This window comes from Phenylobacterium sp. (assembly GCF_037968635.1).
GTDB lineage: Bacteria > Pseudomonadota > Alphaproteobacteria > Caulobacterales > Caulobacteraceae > Phenylobacterium.
Map to the genome: position 1 here is coordinate 1 of NZ_JBBKVV010000010.1, position 18,607 is coordinate 18,607.

An 18,607-nucleotide genomic window follows, 5' to 3' on the forward strand; every position below is an offset into this window, starting at 1 on the left:
CCCCCATCCCCGCCCTTCCCCCATCGAGGGGGAAGGGAGTTTCCACCGCTGCGGCGCGCTTCCACGCAAGGATTTCGCGAGCGACCCGCGAAAAGCGGCGCAGTTCGAACGGAACTTCCGATCGATTGGCCCCATTCTGCCCCCATGAGCGCCGACGGCCTTCCCACCAGCCCGCCCCCGGGCGCGCGGTCCGACTGGACCATCGACCAGGATTGGGCGGCCTATACGCCGGCTGAGCATCAGGTCTGGATGACCCTCTATGAGCGACAGTCCAGGCTGCTGCCGGGGCGGGCCTGCGACGCCTTCCTGCACGGACTGGACGCGCTGGATCTGCATCGCGGCGGTATTCCCGACTTCGCTCGCATCAATGTGGAGTTGAACCGGCTCACCGGTTGGACCGTGGTCGCCGTGCCGGGCCTGGTCCCCGACGAGGTGTTCTTCGACCACCTGGCCCACCGGCGCTTTCCCGCCGGCCAGTTCATCCGCAAGCCCGACCAGCTGGACTACCTGCAGGAGCCGGACATCTTCCACGACGTCTTCGGCCATGTGCCGATGCTGACCGACCCGATCTTCGCCGACTACATGGCCGCCTATGGCGAGGGGGGCTTGAAGGCGCTCGACCGGGGGCAACTTCACAATCTGGCGCGGCTCTACTGGTACACCGTCGAGTTCGGCCTGCTGGAAACCCCCGATGGCCTGCGGATCTATGGCGCGGGCATCGTCTCGTCCCACGCAGAGTCGATCTTCGCCCTGGACGACCCCTCCCCCAACCGGCTAGGTTTTGATCTGGACCGGGTGATGCGCACGCCTTACCGGATCGACGATTTCCAGCAGGTCTATTTCGTAATCCCGTCGCTGCAGGCCCTGCTGGACGCGACCCTGCAGGACTTCGGCGCGCTGTACAGGCGGCTCGCGAAGACCGGCGACATGCCGATCACGGCGGTCCGGCCGGAGGATCAGGTGTTCACGCGCGGCACTCAAGCCTATGCGATGGCGCGCGTCTAGCCTTCCCCCTCGATGGAGGAAGGTTGGATGGGGGTGTGGCAGTTGAATTTGGCGAGAGGCTATGTTGGCTCGGCGCCAACTCGCGCTCATCCCTCGACCGCCCTGGGTTCACCCCCATCCCCGCCCTTCCCCCATCGAGGGGGAAGGGAGTTAGCGGGCTTCCATCATCCGCTTCAATCCCCGATCCACCTCCGCCCGCTGCTGCGGGGTGAAGACCTGATAGCGCCTTGCCTTGCTGCTGGCGGCCGCCACGATCGCCTCCTCGGTGACGTAGATGATCTGGCCCTGGTAGGCGCCGGTGACCGGGATCTTGTGCTTCAGGCGCAGGCCTTCGAGCTGGACGGCGCAGGCCTGGAGATTGGGGACGCTGTTGGACATCGGCCTGAAGTCCTGGGCGCCGTTCATCGCGTCCGCCAGCCGCCAGCAGACGCCGGTGTGCAGCGGCGGCTTCATCGCCTTCTCGCAGCCCGCCAGCGCCAGCAGCCCCGCCAAACCAATCAGCGCCTTCATCGTCAGTAGTCCTTGCGCCAGCGCACGGCGAGCTTGCCGTCCCCCTGGCTGGCGAGCTTGGAGATGATGGACAGGTTCTTGCGGACACGCCACTCCACCTGGGCGGAGGGCCCCTCCCGACCGCCACCGGTCAATTCCAGATAGACGTCTTCCGTCAGATACTTGCCGCCGGAAATTGTCATCCCGCTTTCGCCGCCGCCGCCGACCGCAAGGCGGTCCAGGCCAGCGAAGGTGCGAAGGTTGCCAATGACGTCGAAGCCGCCGCCGCCCGCCAGCGACGACAGGGCCGAGGCCAGCTGGGCGGCCTCCAGAGGCGAGAGCTGCGAGGCCGAGCGGCCGAACAGCACGTTGGACAGCACCTCGTCATTGGGCAGGGTGGGGGTCGAGGTGAGCGTGATCTCCGGCTTGGCCGCCGTGCCGCGAATGTTGACCACGGCCGTGAGGGAGGGGTCATCACGGGTGGCCGAGAGGCTGAGCCGAATGTCCTTGGGAGAGTTGGCCAGATAGACGACGCCGCGCTCGTCGAACTCGAATCGCTTGCCGGCGAAGTCATAGTCGCCGCGCACGACACGAGCCACGCCCGACAGCGCGGGGTGGTTGGTGGTCCCCCCGACATGGGCGTCCAAGGACAACTCGACATCCAGCCCCCGGCCCCGCAGGAAGATGCGCCGAGGCGCCTTCAGGGAGACGTCCAAGGTCATTCCCGGCGCGGGCCTGGTGATCTCGGCCTCGCGAAGGCCGAGATCCATCGGCTTGTTGACCTCGATGACATCCATCGCGACCACCCCGGACGGTGTCGGGGTCCGGGCCGCGACATCGGCGCGGTCGATCGTCAAGGCCCCCGCCAACCTCACCTTGCCGTCGGCGGCGCGGTCAAGACTGACCCGACCCGTGGCCGAGGCGGTGGCCAAGTCATTGTCGATCAAACGGAAACCGGTCAAGTCGAGCTTAAGGCTGCTGGCGCCGTCGCGCGCCAGGCTGATGCGGCCATCACCGGAGAGCTTGCCGCCATGACCATCGGCGGCGGTGGCCTGGGTCACGCTGATGGCCTCGTTGGCCAGGGTGGCGCGAAGGACCACATCGCGCAGGGCAAGTCCCGTGAACCCGTCGGAGAACCGGCCGCCGTCCACCGAGGCCTGCCCGTTGGCGTTGGGGTCGGCCAGGGTTCCGCCAATCGTGCCCTCCAGGCGCACACGCCCCGCCAGTTCCCGTTCCCCGCCCACCAGCAGGTCCCACAGCGGCTTGACCTCGCCATCGGCGAAGACGCGGCCGCGGATGGGTTTCTGGCGGTTGAGCGCCACGCGGAAGGGCGCGGCAGAGGACTCGGCGGGCAGGACCAGATTGGCGGTGGCCTTGAGTCCGCCGGTGTTGGTGAAGTCGGCGTCGATGACCATGCTGCTGTCGGCCAGCCGGGCCTTCAAGCTGCCGTCCAGGCCCTGGGAGACGTCCGAGCCCTTGGCGCGAGCATCTTCGAGTTTGGCGTCCAGGGTCCCGTCAAGGCGCGCGCCCTTGCCGGCCAGGTTGAGGTCAGCGTCGATCTTGCCGGTGAGGTCCTCGTTGAACAGACCCAAACCCAACTGGCGCAGTTGGGCCCGGACCTGGGCGGTTTCGCCGGCCAACCGGCCGTCCAGGTCGATCTCGCCGCCATCGGAGGCGGCCAGACGCAGGCGGGCGCTGCGTTCGGGACCGCCGATCTTGAAGACCGCCGTCTCCAGGGTGCGCAGGTCGCGCCGGCCATAGCGGCCCATGCCGTCGAAGGCGATGACGTAACCCGGCTTGGCCTGGGTGATCACACCCTTGCCGTTGAAGGCCCAGGCGCCGTTGCGGGAGGCCCCCTTGACGTCTGCGGCGTAGGGCAGCCGGGCGAGCGGGCCGTCGGCGGTGACGCGCGCGGTTCTGATGGCGACCTGGGAGCCCGGCAGCACGGCGTTCTGCGCCCGCAGATCGAGGCTGGCGCGGGGGCCGCCTGAGGCGTCGACGATCTTTACCGCACCGGTCACCTGTCCCGCAGCCAGGAAGGCGCCCTTGGAGAGCGCGATCTTCAGGTCGGCGGCGGAGGGCGTGGAGCGGCGCAGCGCGATGGCGCCCGTCGCCTTCAGGCCCCCGGCGTCGATGGCCAGGTCGCTGAGATCCACGCCACCCTGGGGGAAGCGGAAGGCGGCCTTGCCCACGGCCGGGCCGTAGTCGCTGGTGGCCGCCAGGGTCACCACGCCACTGGAGCCATCGGGGCGGCGCATGAAGGTCAGCGTCATGTGCGCGTCCTTCAGCGGGAGGCGCGGCACGTCGAGAGCGTCGAAATCGGCCAGCAGATCCGCGCGGGGCTGGGACAGCGTGCCAGTGATGGCGCCGGAACCCTTGGCCTTGCCGGTGATCTCAACCGGGCCGGCGCGGAACGGGCCGTCGGCGGACCAGTCCAGCTTGAACTTGAGCGCGCCATCTTCCAGCACTCCGGCGCTGGAGGCTTTCACCGCCGCGCCGTTCAGCTCGGCGTTGGCCAGCGAAACCTTGCCCCCCTGGATATTGCCCTTGGCGGCGAACCGCGGCGAGGCGCCCAGCAGGCGATCCAGTTCGGCGAAGCCTGAGGCGAACTTTTCGCCCCTGGCGTCGAGGCTCAGGGTCCACGGCTTGCCGGGGCCGGCCTGGGCGGCGCTCCAGGTGGCGCTGGCCGCGCCGCTGGCGCCGTTCCGGGCGGCCGCGAGGTTGGAGACCTCGGCCTTGCCCTTGAAATTGAGTCCGCCGATCAGGCCACGCCCGCCGTTGGCCTGGACCTTCAGGCCCGCCCCCGTCGCTTCCAGGTTTCGCAGGGAGAGCCGGCCGTCGGACAGGCGCTGGGCGTCGAAGCTCGCCGTCGGCTTGGCGCCGAGGATGGCGGCCAGGACGCCGGTCCCCTTCCCGCCCGCGCCGCCGGCCTGGCCCTTCACGCTGATGACCCCAGCCTTTCGGGTGAGCTGGATCGGGCCGCTGACCCGGTCCAGGCCGTAGGATCCGAGCTTAAGGCGGTCCACCACCACGGTCCCGACGAAACGGGCGTCGTCGAGGGTTCCGGTGAGGATGCCCGCGGCCCGGGCCGGTCCCATCTCCGGGCCGCCGCTGATCCTGGAGAGGTTGGCGGTGTCGAAGGTCAGGGCCATCCCCTTGGGACCAGTACGGCGCTCACCGATATTGCCCTTGCCCTTGGCCACCACCGTAAGGTTGGCCGACTGCACGCGCGCCGACAGGTCGTAGAGCGAAGGCTCGGCCTCAGTTCCGCTGAGGGTGAAGAGCGCCTCGGGGCCAAGGCGGCCCGACAGCTTTCGGGTCAGGGATGACGCCGTGAGATCGAGGCGGCCATTGGCCTGACCGCCCTGCGGTGTCCAGGCGCCCTGCATCTCAAGCGGCTTGGTGGCCCCGGAGGTGGCCACGGCGGTGAGCTTGCCGCTCGACATCTTGCCGTCCGCGCGAGCCTTCAGGTCGAAGGCCTGGTCGGCGGGCAGGCCGGCCGCTCCGGCCAGGGCGCCCCCCTGGGCCTCGTGGACATCAGCCACCAGCAGCAGCGGCCGGGTCTTGCCGAAATCAAACTGGAAATTGAGGCGGTCGCCGGCGTGCAGGACGCTGGCGGCCGATATCCTGCCCTGCTGGCCGCGCCCGCCCCGCTGGACGTCGAGATCGCCGGTGACATCGTAGACGCCGCGGCGATAGCTGAAGGCCGGCTGCAGCTCCAGGCGGGTCTTGATCAGGTCGATGTCAAAGGAGACCGGCAGGCCGCTGGACTTCTGCTTGGGCGTAAGGGTCGGGCGGCGCAGGACCGTGACCTGCTCAGCGGTGATCGCCTCAGCATGCAGTTTGCGGCGCAGGAGTTCGGCATAGTGCCACGAAATGGCTAGGTTCCTGGCTTCAAGCCAAACGCCCTTTTCGTCGGAAATCGTCAGGCGGCGGATGGTGAAGTGACGCCAGACATCCCCGGCCAGCCCCTCGACCCCGAGATTGCCGAAGCGGCCGAGCTTCAAGCCATTTGCACGGGCCTCGATCAGCATGCGGCCCTGGGGCAGCAGGACGCCGTAGCGGGTGGTGAGCAGAAGGCCGGCGAAGACGACGGCGATGATCGCGGCGATGGCGACGATGGCCTTGGGCAGGGCGCGGCTCCGCACAACCTTCGCGACAGCTTCTTCCACCTCGTGGACCACCTCCTCGATGTCGGATGGGCCGGTCAAAAGCTCTGTCCGATACTGAGGTAGATCTGGAAGGGCGCGTCGCCCTGGCGCTTCTCCAGGGGGATGGCGATGTCGGCGCGGATCGGCCCGAAGCCGAGGTCATAGCGCACGCCGACGCCGGCGCCGAGGCTGAGGTCCTTGCCGCTGGGAATCTGGTCGGAGCCGACGGAGCCGGCGTCCACGAAGGCCACCACGCCCCACCGCTTGCCGATCTTCTGGCGCAGTTCCACCGAGCCCTCGAACAGCGACAGCCCGCCCTGCGGCGTGTTGTCGGTCAGGCGCGGGCCGATGGCCTGGTAGGCATAGCCGCGCACCGATCCGCCGCCGCCGGCATAGAAGCGCCGCGAGGCCGGGACCTCGGGGATCAGACCGCCGACGATCGAGCCCAACTTCACCCGCCCGGCCACAACGGTGCGGCCCTTCTCATCGAAGGGAAAATAAACCGAACCCTGCGACTGGGCCTTCAGGTACGGCAGGGTGTCGGCGCCGACGATGAGGGTCGGCTCCAGCCGCGCCTCCACCCGCCAGCCACGCCTGGGGTCCAGGGGATCGTCGGAACGATCCAGGGCCATGGCGCCCAACACCGAGGCGGTGACCAGCTTACGACCCAGGGAGGACAGGGCGCCGGCCTGCCGCTCGTCCGTGAGGCTGTAATCGAGAGAGGCGCCGACGGTGACGTGGGAGGTCTTGCCGAACCGGCGCTCCACGTCCGCCCGGGCCCCGACCCCGGTTTCGTCATAGGCGTCGGTGCGGACGCGGTAGAGGCCGGCCTGCCCCTTGAGCGTCTGCTGGGCGCGGCGCCAGTGCGGCAGGGTGAGTTCCGCGCCCAGGCGGCTGTCCACCGTGGAGGCGCGGCCGTAGTAGGAGAGCGTGTCGGCGCGGCCCAGCACATTGTAGCGGGTCCAGCGGGCGTCCGCGCCCGCCCCTTCGCTGGTGGAATAGCTGGCGCCCAGTTCGATCGTGCGGCGCTTGCGGTCGGAAAGGTTGACGATGACCGGCCGCAGTCCCTCGGCGGTGGCCTTCTCCTTGCCGGCCAGGGCGACGGTGACGCTGTCATAGACCCCGGTGTCCAGCAGCCGGCGTTCCAGCTCACCCACGTCGTCGGGATCGTAGGGATCGCCGGACGTCCACGGGGCCAGGCGGCGCAGCCAGGCAGGGTTCGTGCGGCCGGGCGTCACCACCTCCAGGCCGTCGAGACGCACCAGTTCGCCCGAGACGATGCGGAAGGTGGGCCGCACGCTGTGGTCGGCATGGTCGACGAGCACCTGCCGCTCGCCGGAAACCACGTCGGCATAGCCGCGCTTCTGAACCGCGGCCACGATCCGGCCCTCGGCCCCCAGGATGTCGGCGGCGCGGCCCGCCTGGCCGTTGGCCAGGCCCACCACCGCCTCGCCGGCGATCTGCACGCCGAGGGTCGGCTCCGGCGCGATCCATTCGACCGTGGGGTCCTGGATGGTGAAGCGTTCTCCGGGCGCCACCTTCACCACCGGGCGGGCCGGCTCGGTCTCGGTGACCTCGGCCTCGACGGAGTTGGCGTAGTAGCCCTCCGACCGCAGGACGGCGACGGCGTCCTCGGCGGCCTCGCGGGCCCGCCTGCGGGCCTCGAAGCGGTTCTCGATGGGCTTGTCGGTTTCGCCGACCGCATTGGTGATCGCGGTGCGCAGGCTCGCGCTCAGCTCGCCCTCGACGGCAGCCTTCGGCGCCTCGGCGCGCGCGGAGCCTGCCACCCCCTGGACGCAAAACGCCGCTGAGGCGGCGACGGCATAGACCAGTCGTCCCAAGGTCAAGAATCCCTGCCGCCCCCAGCTCTGGGTCTATCTCGGGTCGCCTTGCCTTGTCACCCCGCGGCGGTCGCGCAAGGTGCTTTCAACTTCCGCAGAAGCCTGCCCAAATAACAGGCAGCAATCATCGCGACCCCCGACGTTCCCGAAAACCCACCCCTTGAGCCAGGGCGCTCCCTAGGGTCGGAACCAAGGTGAAGCAGAAGGATTGTCGCAAAGGTGGAGTGGGGCGTGGCGACGACGAAAAGATCGGACACCAACGCCGTTGAGACCTCGCTGGGGGCGATCCCCTATGACGAGATGCTCACCCTGGCCGGTGATGTCCGCACCCACTACACGGGGCTGGACGAGCGTATCGCGACCCTGGCCCCCGAGGACATGGCCGAGCGCCAGCGGACCCTGGAGCGGTTCTTCCTGCTGCAGGGCATCACCTTCACCGTCTACGGGGCCGAGAGCTCCACCGAACGGATCATCCCCACCGACCTGCTGCCGCGCATCATCCCGGCGCAGGAGTGGGCGACCATCGAGAAGGGGCTGATCCAGCGCCTGCGGGCCCTGAACATGTTCCTGGCCGATATCTACGGCGAGCAGCAGATCCTGATGGACGGGGTGGTGCCGCGCGAGCTGGTGCTGATGGCGCCATCCTATCGCCGGGAGATGCAGAACCTCTATGTGCCACACCAGGCCTACGCCAATGTCTGCGGCTCGGACCTGATCCGCCAGCCGGACGGGGCGTTCGCTGTGCTGGAGGACAATCTGCGGGTGCCCTCGGGCGTCTCCTACATGCTGGCCAACCGCGAGGCCTCCAAGCGGACCTTCCCGGGCACCTTCCGCGCCTCCAACGTGCGCGCCATCGACCGATATCCCGACCTGCTGCTCTCGACGCTGAAAGGCATGGCGGCCGACTGGCGGCCCAATCCCCAGGTCGTGGTGCTGACGCCGGGGGTCTACAACTCGGCCTATTACGAGCACGCCTACCTGGCCCGGCTGATGGGCTGCCCGCTGGTGGAGGGCCGCGACCTCGTGGTCCATGACAACATGGTCTACATGCGGACCACCACCGGCCTGCGGCGGATCGACGTGATCTACCGCCGGGTGGACGACGACTTCATCGACCCCCTCACCTTCCGCCGGGATTCAGGCCTGGGGGTCGCGGGCCTGTTCAACGCCTACCGGGCCGGCAATGTGGTGATCTGCAATGCGCCGGGCACCGGGGTCGCCGACGACAAGGCGGTCTACGCCTATGTCCCGGAGATCATCAGATACTACCTGGGCGAGGACGCCATCCTGCCCAATATCGAGACCTTCCTCTGCCGCGAGCCGGCCCAACTGAGCCACGTGCTGGCCAACCTGGACAAGCTAGTGGTCAAGGCGGTGGGCGCGTCGGGCGGCTATGGGATGCTGATCGGGCCGCACGCCAGCGCCCGGGAGCGCAGCGAGTTCGCCGACGCCCTGCGCGCCGATCCGGCCAACTATATCGCCCAGCCCACCATCCAGCTTTCCACCGCTCCCTGCTTGATCGACGGCCAGATCGACCCGCGCCACGTCGACCTGCGGCCCTTCATCCTGTCGGGCGACAAGATCACCGTGACCCCCGGCGCCCTGACCCGCGTGGCGCTCAAGAAGGGCTCCCTGGTGGTGAACTCCAGCCAAGGCGGCGGCTCCAAGGATACCTGGGTCCTGGCCGGCGACGCCGAGGAGGCCCAGCCATGATGCTCGCCCGCGTGGCCGACAGCCTCTACTGGATGGGACGCTATGTGGAGCGCGCCGAGCACATGTGCCGGCTCGCCGACGTGATGCTCAACGCCACCCTGGACCGCAGCGACGCCGCCACCCAGGTCGCACGCATCGTGCTCGCCGCCGTCGGCGACAACGACCCGGAGAAGGCCAGGAGTCCCTATGACGCGGCCCGCGCCCTGGCGCTGGACCGTGAGGACGGCGGCTCGATAACCACCTCGCTGGCCCTGGCCCGGGAGAACGCCCGCCAGGTGCGCGACCAGATCACCACCGAGACCTGGGAACGCCTGAACCTCATCTACCTGCGGGTCACCGGCCCCGCGGCCGCCAAGGCCTTCAATGATGGGTCCTCGGCCTTCCTGCACGACATCATCGCCGACCTGCACATGTTCAAGGGCGCCGCCGACGCCACCATGAGCCACGGCGAGGGCTGGCGTTTCCTGCTGCTGGGCATGTACCTCGAGCGGGCCCAGCTGAACGGGCGGCTGCTGGAGGTGTTCTTCGGAGACGCCCGCAAGCGTCCGATAACCGATCACTTCGCCCTCACCAGCCTGCTTCGGATGAGCTGCGCGCTGGAGCCCTATCTGCGGCGCTACACCGCCGACGTGCGGCCCGAGCTGATCCTGGAATTCCTGATGTTCGACGAGGACTTCCCGCGCTCGATCCGGTTCTCCACCGCGCGCATCGAGGAACACCTGTCGGCCGCCAGCCGCTATGTGGACGCCGGCCACGTGGGGCCCGAGCGTCTGGCCGGCCGCCTGAAGGCCCGCCTGCAATATGCCGACGTGGAGAATATGGAGCTCGGCGGCGCCGGCGCCCTGCTCACAACCGTACTGGACGAATGCGCGGCGATTCACACGGCGATCTACGACACCTTCGTCGCCTATTCCCTCGAGATGAGGTTGCCGGCCTGATGCTTTTGGAAGTGCGCCACGTCACCCAGTATCACTACGCCGCCAACGTGCGCGAAAGCGTCATGGAACTGTGGATGCAGCCCCAGAAGGGCGCCCGCCAGCGGCTGGTGAGCTTCGAGCTCGAACTTGACCCGCCAGCTCAGCTGTTTTCCTACGCCGACGCCTTCGGCAACGCGGTCTATCACTTCGATGTGCCACAGCCGCACGACCGCCTGAACATCCTGGCCCGATCAGCGGTGGAGACCCAGCCGGCCAATCCCCTACCCAACGCGCTGGACGCGGGTGAATGGGACCGGCTGAAGAGCGACTTCGTCAGAGGTGAGAACTTCGACTTCCTCCATCCGCATGGCTTCGCGGTGGAAACCCAGGCGCTGAAGACCTTCGTGGCCGAGGCAGGGATCGATCAGCTCAGGGTGCGCGACCCGCTCAGCGCCGTGCGCGAGCTGTCCCAGATCATCTACCAGTCCTTCGGCTATGAGGCGGGCGTCACCGACGCCGAGAGCCCCATCGACCTGGCGCTGAACGCCAAGCGTGGCGTGTGCCAGGACTTCGCCCACATCATGATCGCCATCTGCCGGTCCTGGGGTATTCCCGCCCGTTATGTCTCGGGCTACCTGTTCACCGACCGCAAGGGCGGCGACCGCTCCGATCCCGACGCCACCCATGCCTGGGTCGAGGTCTTCCTGCCCAGCCTGCGCTGGGTGGGCCTGGACCCCACCAACAATGTGGAGGCCGGCGAGCGCCATATCGCCGCCGCGGTGGGCCGTGACTACAACGACGTGCCGCCGTCACGAGGCGTCTACAAGGGCGAGGCCGAGAGCCAGCTTGCCGTTGGGGTGTCGGTGCGCCGCGCCAAGGCGGCCCTGACCGAGCCGGAGTTCATCCGGGTGGCGCAGCCGTCCTTCAGCCGCGGCGGCGGCCGCCGCCGCGGACTGCCGGGCTCCCTGCAATTCGACCAGCAACAGCAACAGCAGCAGCAGCAGCAATAGCGGCTAGACCAGGCGGAACAGCGTCAGTCCGAGCAGGAAGGCGCCCACCGCCACGAAGCCGACTTCCACCAGCACGGCGCGCTGAGGCGAGGTCCGCAGGGTCATCAGAAATCGGAGAAGATCATTCATGTGCGGCATAACGCCGCCAAATGGTAAATCTCTCGTTAAAGTTGAAATGATTCGCTTACGCGCTAAAGACGCACGCCTTCTGAACGGTCAGACCGAGTTTGTCGCCGCTCGAAACCCCCTCGGCGGCGTTGCGCTCGAAGGCCGCCTCGATGCGCTGGCCGCCAGGAGTCTTACCCTCGATCCGGGCCACGGGTCCCTGCACATTTATGCGATCTGCGGTGATGAAGAAGCTTTCCATGCCGGCGGGGGCACGGATCAGGTCGTGCGGCCGGACGAAGGCCACCGCCACGCCGTCCGCGGTCCCCTGCGCCGGCAGGGCGATCTCACCGCCCTTGAATCGACCAGCCCTGACCTCTCCCTCCAGGCGATTGGCCTCGCCGACGAACCCCGCCACGAAGGCGCCGGCCGGATGATCGTGTACCTGCTCGGGCGTGCCGACCTGCTCGATGACGCCATGGTTGAGGATCGCCACCCGGTCGGCCAGTTCGAGGGCCTCTTCCTGATCGTGGGTGACGAAGATGGTGGTGACACCGGTGGCGTCATGGATGCGGCGTAGTTCCTTGCGCAAGGACTTCCGCACGGTGGCGTCCAGGGCGCCGAAGGGCTCATCCAGCAGCAGGACGCTGGGACTGACAGCCAGCGCCCTGGCCAGCGCCACCCGCTGCCGCTGGCCGCCGGAGAGTTGGGCGGGATAGCGCTTGCCCAGGCCCGGCAATTCAACGAGGGCCAACAGATCCTCGACCCGCTGGTCGATCTCGGCCTTGGGCGGCCTGGCCGCGCCTTTGCGGACCTCAAGGCCAAAGGCGATGTTCCTGGCCAGGGTCATGTGGCGGAACAGGGCGTACTGTTGAAAGACGAAGCCCACCTGCCGCGCGGCCGCGCTGACGTAGGTCATGTCCTGGCCGCCGAACAGGATCTGGCCCTGCTCGGGGAACTCCAGACCCGCGATCGCGCGCAGCAGCGTGGTCTTGCCTGATCCTGAGGGACCAAGCAGGGCCAGCAGTTCGCCATCAGCGATCTCGAGGCTGACGCCGTTGAGAGCCGAATAGCGGCCGAAGGTCTTCTCCACCGAGCGGATGGAAATGGTCATGGGGTCACTTGGTCACCGACAATCCCGCAGCGCATGCGGCCAAGCCATCTTGAGCAGGATTTTCGGGGCGAGAGCAACGCCGGCGCGGCGGCCGTGAAGGGCGCCGACTGTGAGGGCATGCGCCCTTGGGGAGCCGCCAATGGCATGGCGTTGGCGGGACTGCGGATATGCTCAGGCCCGCCCTGCGCAGAACTTGCGCTCGCCCGCGCAGGGCGACGCCACGGGGGGGCCCTGAACGCCGGACCGCAGACACGGGAAAGCCCCGCCCTCACTTTGAGGACGGGGCCTTCGACACCACCAAGTGGGCTATGGCTTAGCGGTGATAGCCGTTGTTGCTGTTGGCCAGGACCTGAACGATCAGACCCGTAGCGATGGCGGCCAGGACGTAGTCGTTATCGGCCCGGACCCAACGGTGGCCCCGCGGCGGCGCGCGCAGGCCGTACCGGCCGTAGTCGTTCACGTAATAGTTGGAGCTGCGATACTGGCTCGGCAGACGCTCGCCCCGGCGCCAGGCATGGCCGCCGTGATGGCGTTGTTGGCCGTAGCCGTAACCATGGCCCCGGCGATCATCGCGACGGTCGTAGCGGTTGTCGCGGCGGTCATCCCGGCGATTGTCGTAGCGATCGCCGTAGTAGCCTTGCTGATACTGGCCCTGGTAGTCGCGCTGATACTGCGCCGGCTGAGCCATGGCGGCCGTACCGCCCATCAGGGAAAGAGCGAGGGCGGCGGCGATTGCGCGTTTCATGGGATGTCCTTTCAGGGGGCGTTGAACCGTCTGGCTCTCCGCGTTGTCCCCAAGATGCGACTCGGCCCCTGAACCTGTTTTGAACAGGCCTGGTCATCTCCCGTTCATCATGCCCACAGCCGCGCTAGAGCAGCGGCGGCTCCTGCTCAGCAGGCGAAAACACGAAGTCACTGTGGGTTTTCGCGCGGGCGTTCTCGCGGACCATGGCATAGCCGGCCTTGTCGATCAGGCTGAGGGCCTCGGCGATATTGAAGTTCATCACCTCAATGACAAGCAGGGGGCGGTGCCTGGCGAGGAAGGCCTCGGCCCCACGCAACACCCCGATCTCCCCGCCATCCACGTCGACCTTCAACAGCCGGCATGATGGCAGCTCGAGGCTGTCGAGGGCCATGGACGGCACGCTGGTCAGGGCGCCGTCGGACCGCCTGGAGACGTTCGAGTAGTCGGCGCGAATATGATTGAAAAACACCTCGCCCGGCCCATCGGTGATCGCCTTCCCGACATGGCTGAGATCCACCAGCGACCCCAGGTCGGAGTCCGCGACCGATCTCCGAAGCAGAGGGGTCAGGTTGGGATTGCACTCGAAGGGCGTCACGCGACACCCGAGTTCACCCGCGAAGAAGACCGTGTGGTTGCCGATATTGGCGCCGACATCGACCACCTGATCCCCAGGCGACACTTGCGGCGCCAGACTTTGCAGGCTCTTGACCTCGTAGAACTCACCCTTGGCGTGACGCAGGGCGATCGACAGGTTGTTGGGTTCGAAGGGGAAGCGGTAGCTGCGGACCGCGCCCCGGACGAGCACGTCGCGGACGCCCTCCAGATAGCATCGCGCCACTTCCCGCGCGCTCCCGACCATCCGGGGCGCCAGGCGCACGACGGTTTCGCGATCCCCGAGCGCAATGGCGCAGGCCAGCGCGGCATGGGTGTTGGTGGCCAGAACCGGATCGGAACGCCAGTTGTCCTCATAGACCTTGAGCGCGCCGGCCATGTCGCCCGATCCGAACAGTTCGGACAGGCGCAGAACGTGGACATGCGCTCCCGCCGCCTCAAGGCGGTCGATGAGACTTAGGGCCGACGGGTGATCGGACATGGCGTGGGCGAGCCTCACCGCGATGTCCAACTCCACGATGTTTTCCTGTGGGAAGTCGGTCAGGTCATCGAATATCTCCTGGGCTTGCGCGAGCCGATTGCACTCGCGGTAGGCCAGCATGGCCAGGAGCTTCTGATGCCGGACCAGCCGCCTCTTGTTCGGCAGAGCCGCGTAGATGGCGGTCAGGGTCTGGAAGTGTCCGGCGCCCGCCAGCGCCCGGAACAGGGTGTTGATCCCCTGGGGGGATGAAGGGTCCTGCTGGAACGCCCGCAAGGCGAAGGCGACTTCCTGCACCTGATCGCCAAGCCATCGGTGCACAAGAGCAAGGTTGTTGGACGCCGAGGCGTCGCCGGCGTCCGACTTCGGACGCAGATCCGCGACGACTTCCGCTTGGCGGCCTTCGCGGACGAGCGCGACAATATCCATGGTCCATCCCTGGGAGAGCGCGGCGGCGGTGGCCGATGGCTCGCCAATGACAGGCTAGTGCGTCAGAGATCCCATGACTCGCAAGGACTTCTCCCGCCGTCGCGGCGGGATTACCCGCGATTTGGTAGGCCGGGTGGGGGTCGAACCCACGACCATTCGATTAAAAGTCGAATGCTCTACCACTGAGCTACCGGCCCTTAGCGCGGCGCGCGAAAACGCGCCGGGCGAAGCGGCGCGGACCATAGGGCGAGCCCCCAACCTGGGCAAGACCGCGCTCGGACTTTCCAAGATCAACCGCCAAGCTGTACAATGACACCATGCGCCCCGTCCTCCTCTCTCTTCCGATCCTGGCCCTGCTGGCGGCCTGCACAACCGCACCGGCCGATGGATCGCCAGAGATCCAAACCCGCTCGGCGGCCAACCGCGAGAGCGTGCAGGGGGCGGTCGCCTCGCCCCTGCGCGACGTCAATGTCCTGAGGACCAAGATCCCGCAGGTGCTGCTGGATGCGATGGCCGATCCCTACGCCCTGCCCGTCCCGGCCAACTGCGCGTGGATCACCGGCCTGATCCTGCCGTTGAACGGCGCCTTGGGCGCCGATCTGGACGAGCCGGCGCAGGATGAGGACGACCTGATGGCGCGCGGACGCGGCGCGGCCCTGGGGGCGGTGGCCGGTGCGGCGTCGGGCCTGATCCCATTCCGCGGCTGGGTCAGAAAGCTCTCCGGGGCCGAGCGGCATGACAGCCTGGTTTCGGCGGCGATCAATGCGGGCGCCGTGCGACGGGCCTATCTGAAGGGCCTGGGGGAGTCGCGGGGCTGCGGCCTGCCCGCCCGGCCGTTCCACGACCAGGTGGATCGTGAAGAGCCTCTCCCCGAGACGCTGAAACCGCGCTATCCCATCCGCTAAGCGGCTTGGCGGGCCTTGAAATCGCGCCGGAACTGTTCGAACCGGCCTTCACCGATCGCATCGCGCATGGCCGCCGTGAGGGCCTGGAAGAAGGCGATGTTGTGCCAGGAGAGCAGGACCTGGCCCAGAATCTCCTCAGACTTCACCAGGTGGTGCAGATAGGCCTTGGAATAGTGGCTCGACGCCGGACAGGCCATGGTCTCGTCCAGTGGGGTGTCGTCCTCGGCGAAACGGGCGTTCTTCAGATTGACCGACCCCTCCCAGCTCCAGGCCTGGCCGTGCCGGCCAGAGCGGGTGGGCAGGACGCAGTCGAACATGTCGACCCCCCGGGCCACGGCCTCCACCAGGTCGATGGGCTTGCCCACCCCCATCAGATAGCGCGGCCGGTCGGCAGGCAGCATGGACGGCGCATAGTCCAGCACCTCGCACATCGCCTCATGCCCCTCCCCCACCGCCAAGCCGCCCAGGGCGTAGCCGTCGAACCCGGTCTCGATCAGGCGCTGCGCCGACTCCTTGCGCAGGTGTTCAAAGGTGGAGCCCTGCTGGATGCCGAACAGGGCCTGGCGGTCGCGGTCGCCGAAGGCGCTCTTTGAGCGCTGCCCCCAGCGGGCTGACAGCAGCATGGCTTCCCGCGCCCTGTTCTCCTCGGCCGGCCACGCCACGCACTCGTCCAGTTGCATGACGATGTCGGAACCCAGCAGGTCGGCCTGGATCTCGATGGAGCGCTCGGGGGTCAGGATGTGCTTGGAGCCGTCGATATGGCTCTGGAAGGTCACGGATTGCTCGGTGACCTTGGCGATTTTCGACAGGCTCATCACCTGGAAGCCGCCCGAGTCGGTGAGGATGGGCTTGTCCCAACGCATGAAGCGATGAAGTCCGCCCAGTCGCGCCACCCGCTCAGCGCCGGGCCGCAGCATCAGGTGGTAGGTATTGCCCAGGATGATGTCGGCGCCGGTGGAGGCCACCTGGTCGACGGTCAGCGCCTTCACCGTGGCCGCGGTGCCTACGGGCATGAAGGCGGGCGTGCGGATTTCGCCTCGGGCGGTCTTCAGGACGCCGGTGCGGGCCTTGCCCTCGGTGGCGGTGATCTCGAAGGGGAAGGCGCTCAAGGGTTCGCCCTCCAGAGCAGGCTGGCATCGCCGTAGGAATAGAACCGGTAGCCTGTGGCGATGGCGTGGGCGTAGGCGGCGTGCATGGTCTCGAAGCCGGCGAAAGCGCAGACCAGCATGAACAGGGTCGACTTCGGCAGGTGGAAGTTGGTCATCAAGCCGTCCACGGCGCGGAAGCGGTAACCAGGGGTGATGAAGATGGCGGTCTCGGCCGCGAAGGCGTGGATGACGCCGTCCTCACCGGTGGCGCTTTCCAGCAGCCGCAGCGAGGTGGTGCCGACGCAGACGATGCGGCCGCCGGCGGTCTTTGCCGCGTTGAGGCGGGCGGCGGTTTCCGCAGTCACTTCACCGTACTCGGCGTGCATCCTGTGATCGGCCAGGTCGTCGGTCTTCACCGGCAGGAAGGTGCCGGCGCCCACGTGCAGGGTGACGAACTCGATGCCGACGCCCCTGTCGCGCAACCGGGCCATCAGCTCAGGCGTGAAGTGCAGCCCCGCCGTCGGGGCGGCCACCGAGCCGTCGTCGCGGGCGTAGACCGTCTGGTAGTCCGCACGGTCCTGCTCATCCTCAGCCCGCTTGGCGGCGATATAGGGCGGCAGGGGCATGGCGCCGCGCTCGGCGATGGCGGCGTCGAGGTCAGGACCCATCAGGTCGAAAGAGAGGGTCAGTTCGCCGCCCTCGCCCTTCTCGGTGATGGTGGCGTCCAGCACGCCCAGCAGGCAGGCGCGGTCGTTGGTCTCGCCGAAGGCGACGCGGTCGCCGACGGCCAGACGCTTGCCGGGCTTCATGAAGGCGGTCCACCGGCTGGGGGACAGGCGGCGGTGCAGGGTCGCCTCGCAGGCCTGCTGGTGCTCGCCGCGATAGCGGGTCCCCTTCAGGCGGGCGTTGATAACTCGGGTGTCGTTGAGCACCAGGACGTCGCCCGCGCGCAGTTGCTCCGGCAGGTCCGACACGGCCAGGTCGGCCAGGGGCGCGCCGGTGGCCACCCGCAACATGCGGGCAGAATCCCTGGGGCTTACGGGCCGCAGAGCGATGTTGGCGTCGGGCAGGTGGAAGTCGAAGTCGGCGAGTTGCATGGCGAGGCGTGAAGGCCACGCGCGCCGCCACGCGTCAAGCGCCAGACCATGCTAGAGGCGATAGTGGAACCTCTCCGAATCGTATTTTCCGCGCTGCTAGCCACCCTGATGTTCGCCGGGGGGTTGGGCTGCGCTGTAGCGGCCCTGCTGGCCCAGGGCGGGCGGATCAGCGCCCGCTCCGACATCCTCGCGCACTTTGCGCCCTTCTGGCTGGCCGGCGCCGCAGTGGTGCTGGCCTATGGATTTCTGCTCGCCCCCCCGCGGCTACGAACCGTCTTCCTGACGCTTGGTGGCGTCGGTGTGCTCGCGGCAGGCGCCCTCATCATGCCCGAACTGAGCCGGCCCACGAGCGCTCGCGTCGCCGCCGGCGCCCCAAACGAGCTCAAGCTGATCCAGTTCAACGTCTGGGGTCGCAACAGTGACCTCGGCGACACCGCCCGGTGGATCGTGGAGCAGGATGCCGACATCGTCGTCATCGAGGAGGCCTCACCCACCATCCGCGACGCCATTCTGAAGCGTCGAGCCTATCATGTCGTCTGCGGCGACTGTCAGGTGATGATCTTCAGCAAGCTCAAGCCGCTCGACAGCGGCGCGCCTGCGTCGCCCCCGGGCCAGGCGCGCCCGCCCATCGCGCGGGGATCCTATCGCAACAGAGGCGGCGCTTTCGTCGTGCTGGGCGCCCACTACACCTGGCCGACGCAGGGCTCGATTCAGCAGCAGCAGGGGCGCCGCCTGGCCTGGGTTCTGAACCACTATCCGAAAGACGCAATGATCCTGGCGGGTGACTTCAACTCCACCCCCTGGTCCTTCTCCCGAAGGCGGGAAGACAAGCTGTTCGGGTTGGAGCGCCGCACAAGGGCCCTGTTTTCCTGGCCGGCCGGTGAGATTTCCGGTCGAAGGATCAAGGT

15 protein-coding genes and 1 tRNA gene are annotated in these 18,607 nt (G+C 67.9%); 6 read left to right on the top strand and 10 right to left on the bottom strand.

The genetic code is table 11. The annotated features are described in order from the left end of the window. Window positions 1–144 precede the first annotated feature (144 nt). Window positions 145–1,005, top strand: a complete 861-nt coding sequence (gene phhA / locus AAC997_RS01190; protein WP_340643869.1) for a phenylalanine 4-monooxygenase — start codon at window positions 145–147, stop codon at window positions 1,003–1,005. 150 nt (window positions 1,006–1,155) lie between these two features. Here the strand turns inward: phhA and AAC997_RS01195 are convergent, their stop codons facing one another. From AAC997_RS01195 to AAC997_RS01205, 3 genes are read right to left on the bottom strand one after another with little or no spacing between them, the layout of a single operon-like run. Then, window positions 1,156–1,515, bottom strand: a complete 360-nt coding sequence (locus AAC997_RS01195) for a hypothetical protein (protein WP_340643870.1) — start codon at window positions 1,513–1,515, stop codon at window positions 1,156–1,158. A 2-nt stretch (window positions 1,516–1,517) separates the two neighbouring features. Further along, complete coding sequence (locus AAC997_RS01200; protein WP_340643871.1) at window positions 1,518–5,705, bottom strand: translocation/assembly module TamB domain-containing protein; 4,188 nt, start codon at window positions 5,703–5,705, stop codon at window positions 1,518–1,520. After that, window positions 5,702–7,492, bottom strand: a complete 1,791-nt coding sequence (locus AAC997_RS01205; protein WP_340643872.1) for an autotransporter assembly complex family protein — start codon at window positions 7,490–7,492, stop codon at window positions 5,702–5,704. Before AAC997_RS01205 ends, AAC997_RS01200 begins: the two co-directional genes overlap by 4 nt. A gap of 294 nt (window positions 7,493–7,786) precedes the next feature. Between AAC997_RS01205 and AAC997_RS01210 the strand changes: the two genes are divergently transcribed. Genes AAC997_RS01210 through AAC997_RS01220 form a run of 3 tightly spaced genes read left to right on the top strand, consistent with a single transcriptional unit; the run spans window position 7,787 to window position 11,126 of the window. Then, entirely contained in the window at window positions 7,787–9,199 is a 1,413-nt protein-coding gene (locus AAC997_RS01210) for a circularly permuted type 2 ATP-grasp protein (RefSeq protein ID WP_340643883.1), read from the top strand. Next, window positions 9,196–10,137 carry an alpha-E domain-containing protein gene (locus AAC997_RS01215; protein ID WP_340643873.1) on the top strand — a complete coding sequence of 314 codons (942 nt, stop codon included), beginning with the start codon at window positions 9,196–9,198 and terminating at the stop codon, window positions 10,135–10,137. The genes AAC997_RS01210 and AAC997_RS01215 overlap by 4 nt, the downstream gene beginning before the upstream one ends. Then, complete coding sequence (locus tag AAC997_RS01220) at window positions 10,137–11,126, top strand: transglutaminase family protein (RefSeq protein ID WP_340643874.1); 990 nt, start codon at window positions 10,137–10,139, stop codon at window positions 11,124–11,126. The genes AAC997_RS01215 and AAC997_RS01220 overlap by 1 nt, the downstream gene beginning before the upstream one ends. A gap of 3 nt (window positions 11,127–11,129) precedes the next feature. Here the strand turns inward: AAC997_RS01220 and AAC997_RS01225 are convergent, their stop codons facing one another. The 5 genes from AAC997_RS01225 to AAC997_RS01245 all read right to left on the bottom strand — a co-directional run bounded on the left by AAC997_RS01225 (window position 11,130) and on the right by AAC997_RS01245 (window position 14,806). Further along, window positions 11,130–11,255 carry a hypothetical protein gene (locus AAC997_RS01225; RefSeq protein WP_340643875.1) on the bottom strand — a complete coding sequence of 42 codons (126 nt, stop codon included), beginning with the start codon at window positions 11,253–11,255 and terminating at the stop codon, window positions 11,130–11,132. A gap of 55 nt (window positions 11,256–11,310) precedes the next feature. Further along, on the bottom strand, window positions 11,311–12,345 hold the full coding sequence (locus AAC997_RS01230; protein WP_340643876.1) for a sulfate/molybdate ABC transporter ATP-binding protein: 1,035 nt from the start codon (window positions 12,343–12,345) through the stop codon (window positions 11,311–11,313). Between the two features lie 313 nt (window positions 12,346–12,658). Further along, window positions 12,659–13,090 (bottom strand): RcnB family protein, encoded by a 432-nt coding sequence (locus AAC997_RS01235; protein WP_340643877.1) that lies wholly within the window; start codon window positions 13,088–13,090, stop codon window positions 12,659–12,661. A 124-nt stretch (window positions 13,091–13,214) separates the two neighbouring features. Continuing rightward, window positions 13,215–14,609, bottom strand: a complete 1,395-nt coding sequence (locus AAC997_RS01240; RefSeq protein ID WP_340643878.1) for an FkbM family methyltransferase — start codon at window positions 14,607–14,609, stop codon at window positions 13,215–13,217. A gap of 122 nt (window positions 14,610–14,731) precedes the next feature. Beyond that, a tRNA-Lys gene (locus AAC997_RS01245) sits at window positions 14,732–14,806 on the bottom strand. 120 nt (window positions 14,807–14,926) lie between these two features. Between AAC997_RS01245 and AAC997_RS01250 the strand changes: the two genes are divergently transcribed. Beyond that, window positions 14,927–15,514: a hypothetical protein gene (locus AAC997_RS01250; protein WP_340643879.1), complete on the top strand. Its 588-nt coding sequence runs from the start codon at window positions 14,927–14,929 to the stop codon at window positions 15,512–15,514. Here AAC997_RS01250 and tgt read toward each other — a convergent pair. Next, the gene (gene tgt, locus AAC997_RS01255; protein ID WP_340643880.1) at window positions 15,511–16,623 is read right to left on the bottom strand and encodes a tRNA guanosine(34) transglycosylase Tgt; all 1,113 of its coding nucleotides are present in this window, start codon (window positions 16,621–16,623) and stop codon (window positions 15,511–15,513) included. The two genes, AAC997_RS01250 and tgt, sit on opposite strands and share 4 nt — an antisense overlap. Next, on the bottom strand, window positions 16,620–17,699 hold the full coding sequence (queA, locus tag AAC997_RS01260) for a tRNA preQ1(34) S-adenosylmethionine ribosyltransferase-isomerase QueA (RefSeq protein ID WP_340643881.1): 1,080 nt from the start codon (window positions 17,697–17,699) through the stop codon (window positions 16,620–16,622). Before queA ends, tgt begins: the two co-directional genes overlap by 4 nt. Before the next feature lie 63 nt (window positions 17,700–17,762). Here queA and AAC997_RS01265 point away from each other — a divergent pair. Then, window positions 17,763–18,607, top strand: an 845-nt coding sequence (locus AAC997_RS01265; RefSeq protein WP_340643882.1) for an endonuclease/exonuclease/phosphatase family protein, incomplete at its 3' end; no start/stop codon positions are given.

Bases quoted from the DNA above. Each gene is read 5' to 3' on its own strand.
- AAC997_RS01225 (WP_340643875.1), bottom strand. From the start codon at position 11,255: ATGAATGATCTTCTCCGATTTCTGATGACCCTGCGGACCTCGCCTCAG.
- AAC997_RS01220 (WP_340643874.1), top strand. From the start codon at position 10,137: ATGCTTTTGGAAGTGCGCCACGTCACCCAGTATCACTACGCCGCCAAC.
- phhA (WP_340643869.1), top strand. From the start codon at position 145: ATGAGCGCCGACGGCCTTCCCACCAGCCCGCCCCCGGGCGCGCGGTCC.
- AAC997_RS01240 (WP_340643878.1), bottom strand. From the start codon at position 14,609: ATGGATATTGTCGCGCTCGTCCGCGAAGGCCGCCAAGCGGAAGTCGTC.
- queA (WP_340643881.1), bottom strand. From the start codon at position 17,699: ATGCAACTCGCCGACTTCGACTTCCACCTGCCCGACGCCAACATCGCT.
- AAC997_RS01210 (WP_340643883.1), top strand. From the start codon at position 7,787: ATGCTCACCCTGGCCGGTGATGTCCGCACCCACTACACGGGGCTGGAC.
- AAC997_RS01215 (WP_340643873.1), top strand. From the start codon at position 9,196: ATGATGCTCGCCCGCGTGGCCGACAGCCTCTACTGGATGGGACGCTAT.
- AAC997_RS01195 (WP_340643870.1), bottom strand. From the start codon at position 1,515: ATGAAGGCGCTGATTGGTTTGGCGGGGCTGCTGGCGCTGGCGGGCTGC.
- AAC997_RS01230 (WP_340643876.1), bottom strand. From the start codon at position 12,345: ATGACCATTTCCATCCGCTCGGTGGAGAAGACCTTCGGCCGCTATTCG.
- AAC997_RS01250 (WP_340643879.1), top strand. From the start codon at position 14,927: ATGCGCCCCGTCCTCCTCTCTCTTCCGATCCTGGCCCTGCTGGCGGCC.
- AAC997_RS01235 (WP_340643877.1), bottom strand. From the start codon at position 13,090: ATGAAACGCGCAATCGCCGCCGCCCTCGCTCTTTCCCTGATGGGCGGT.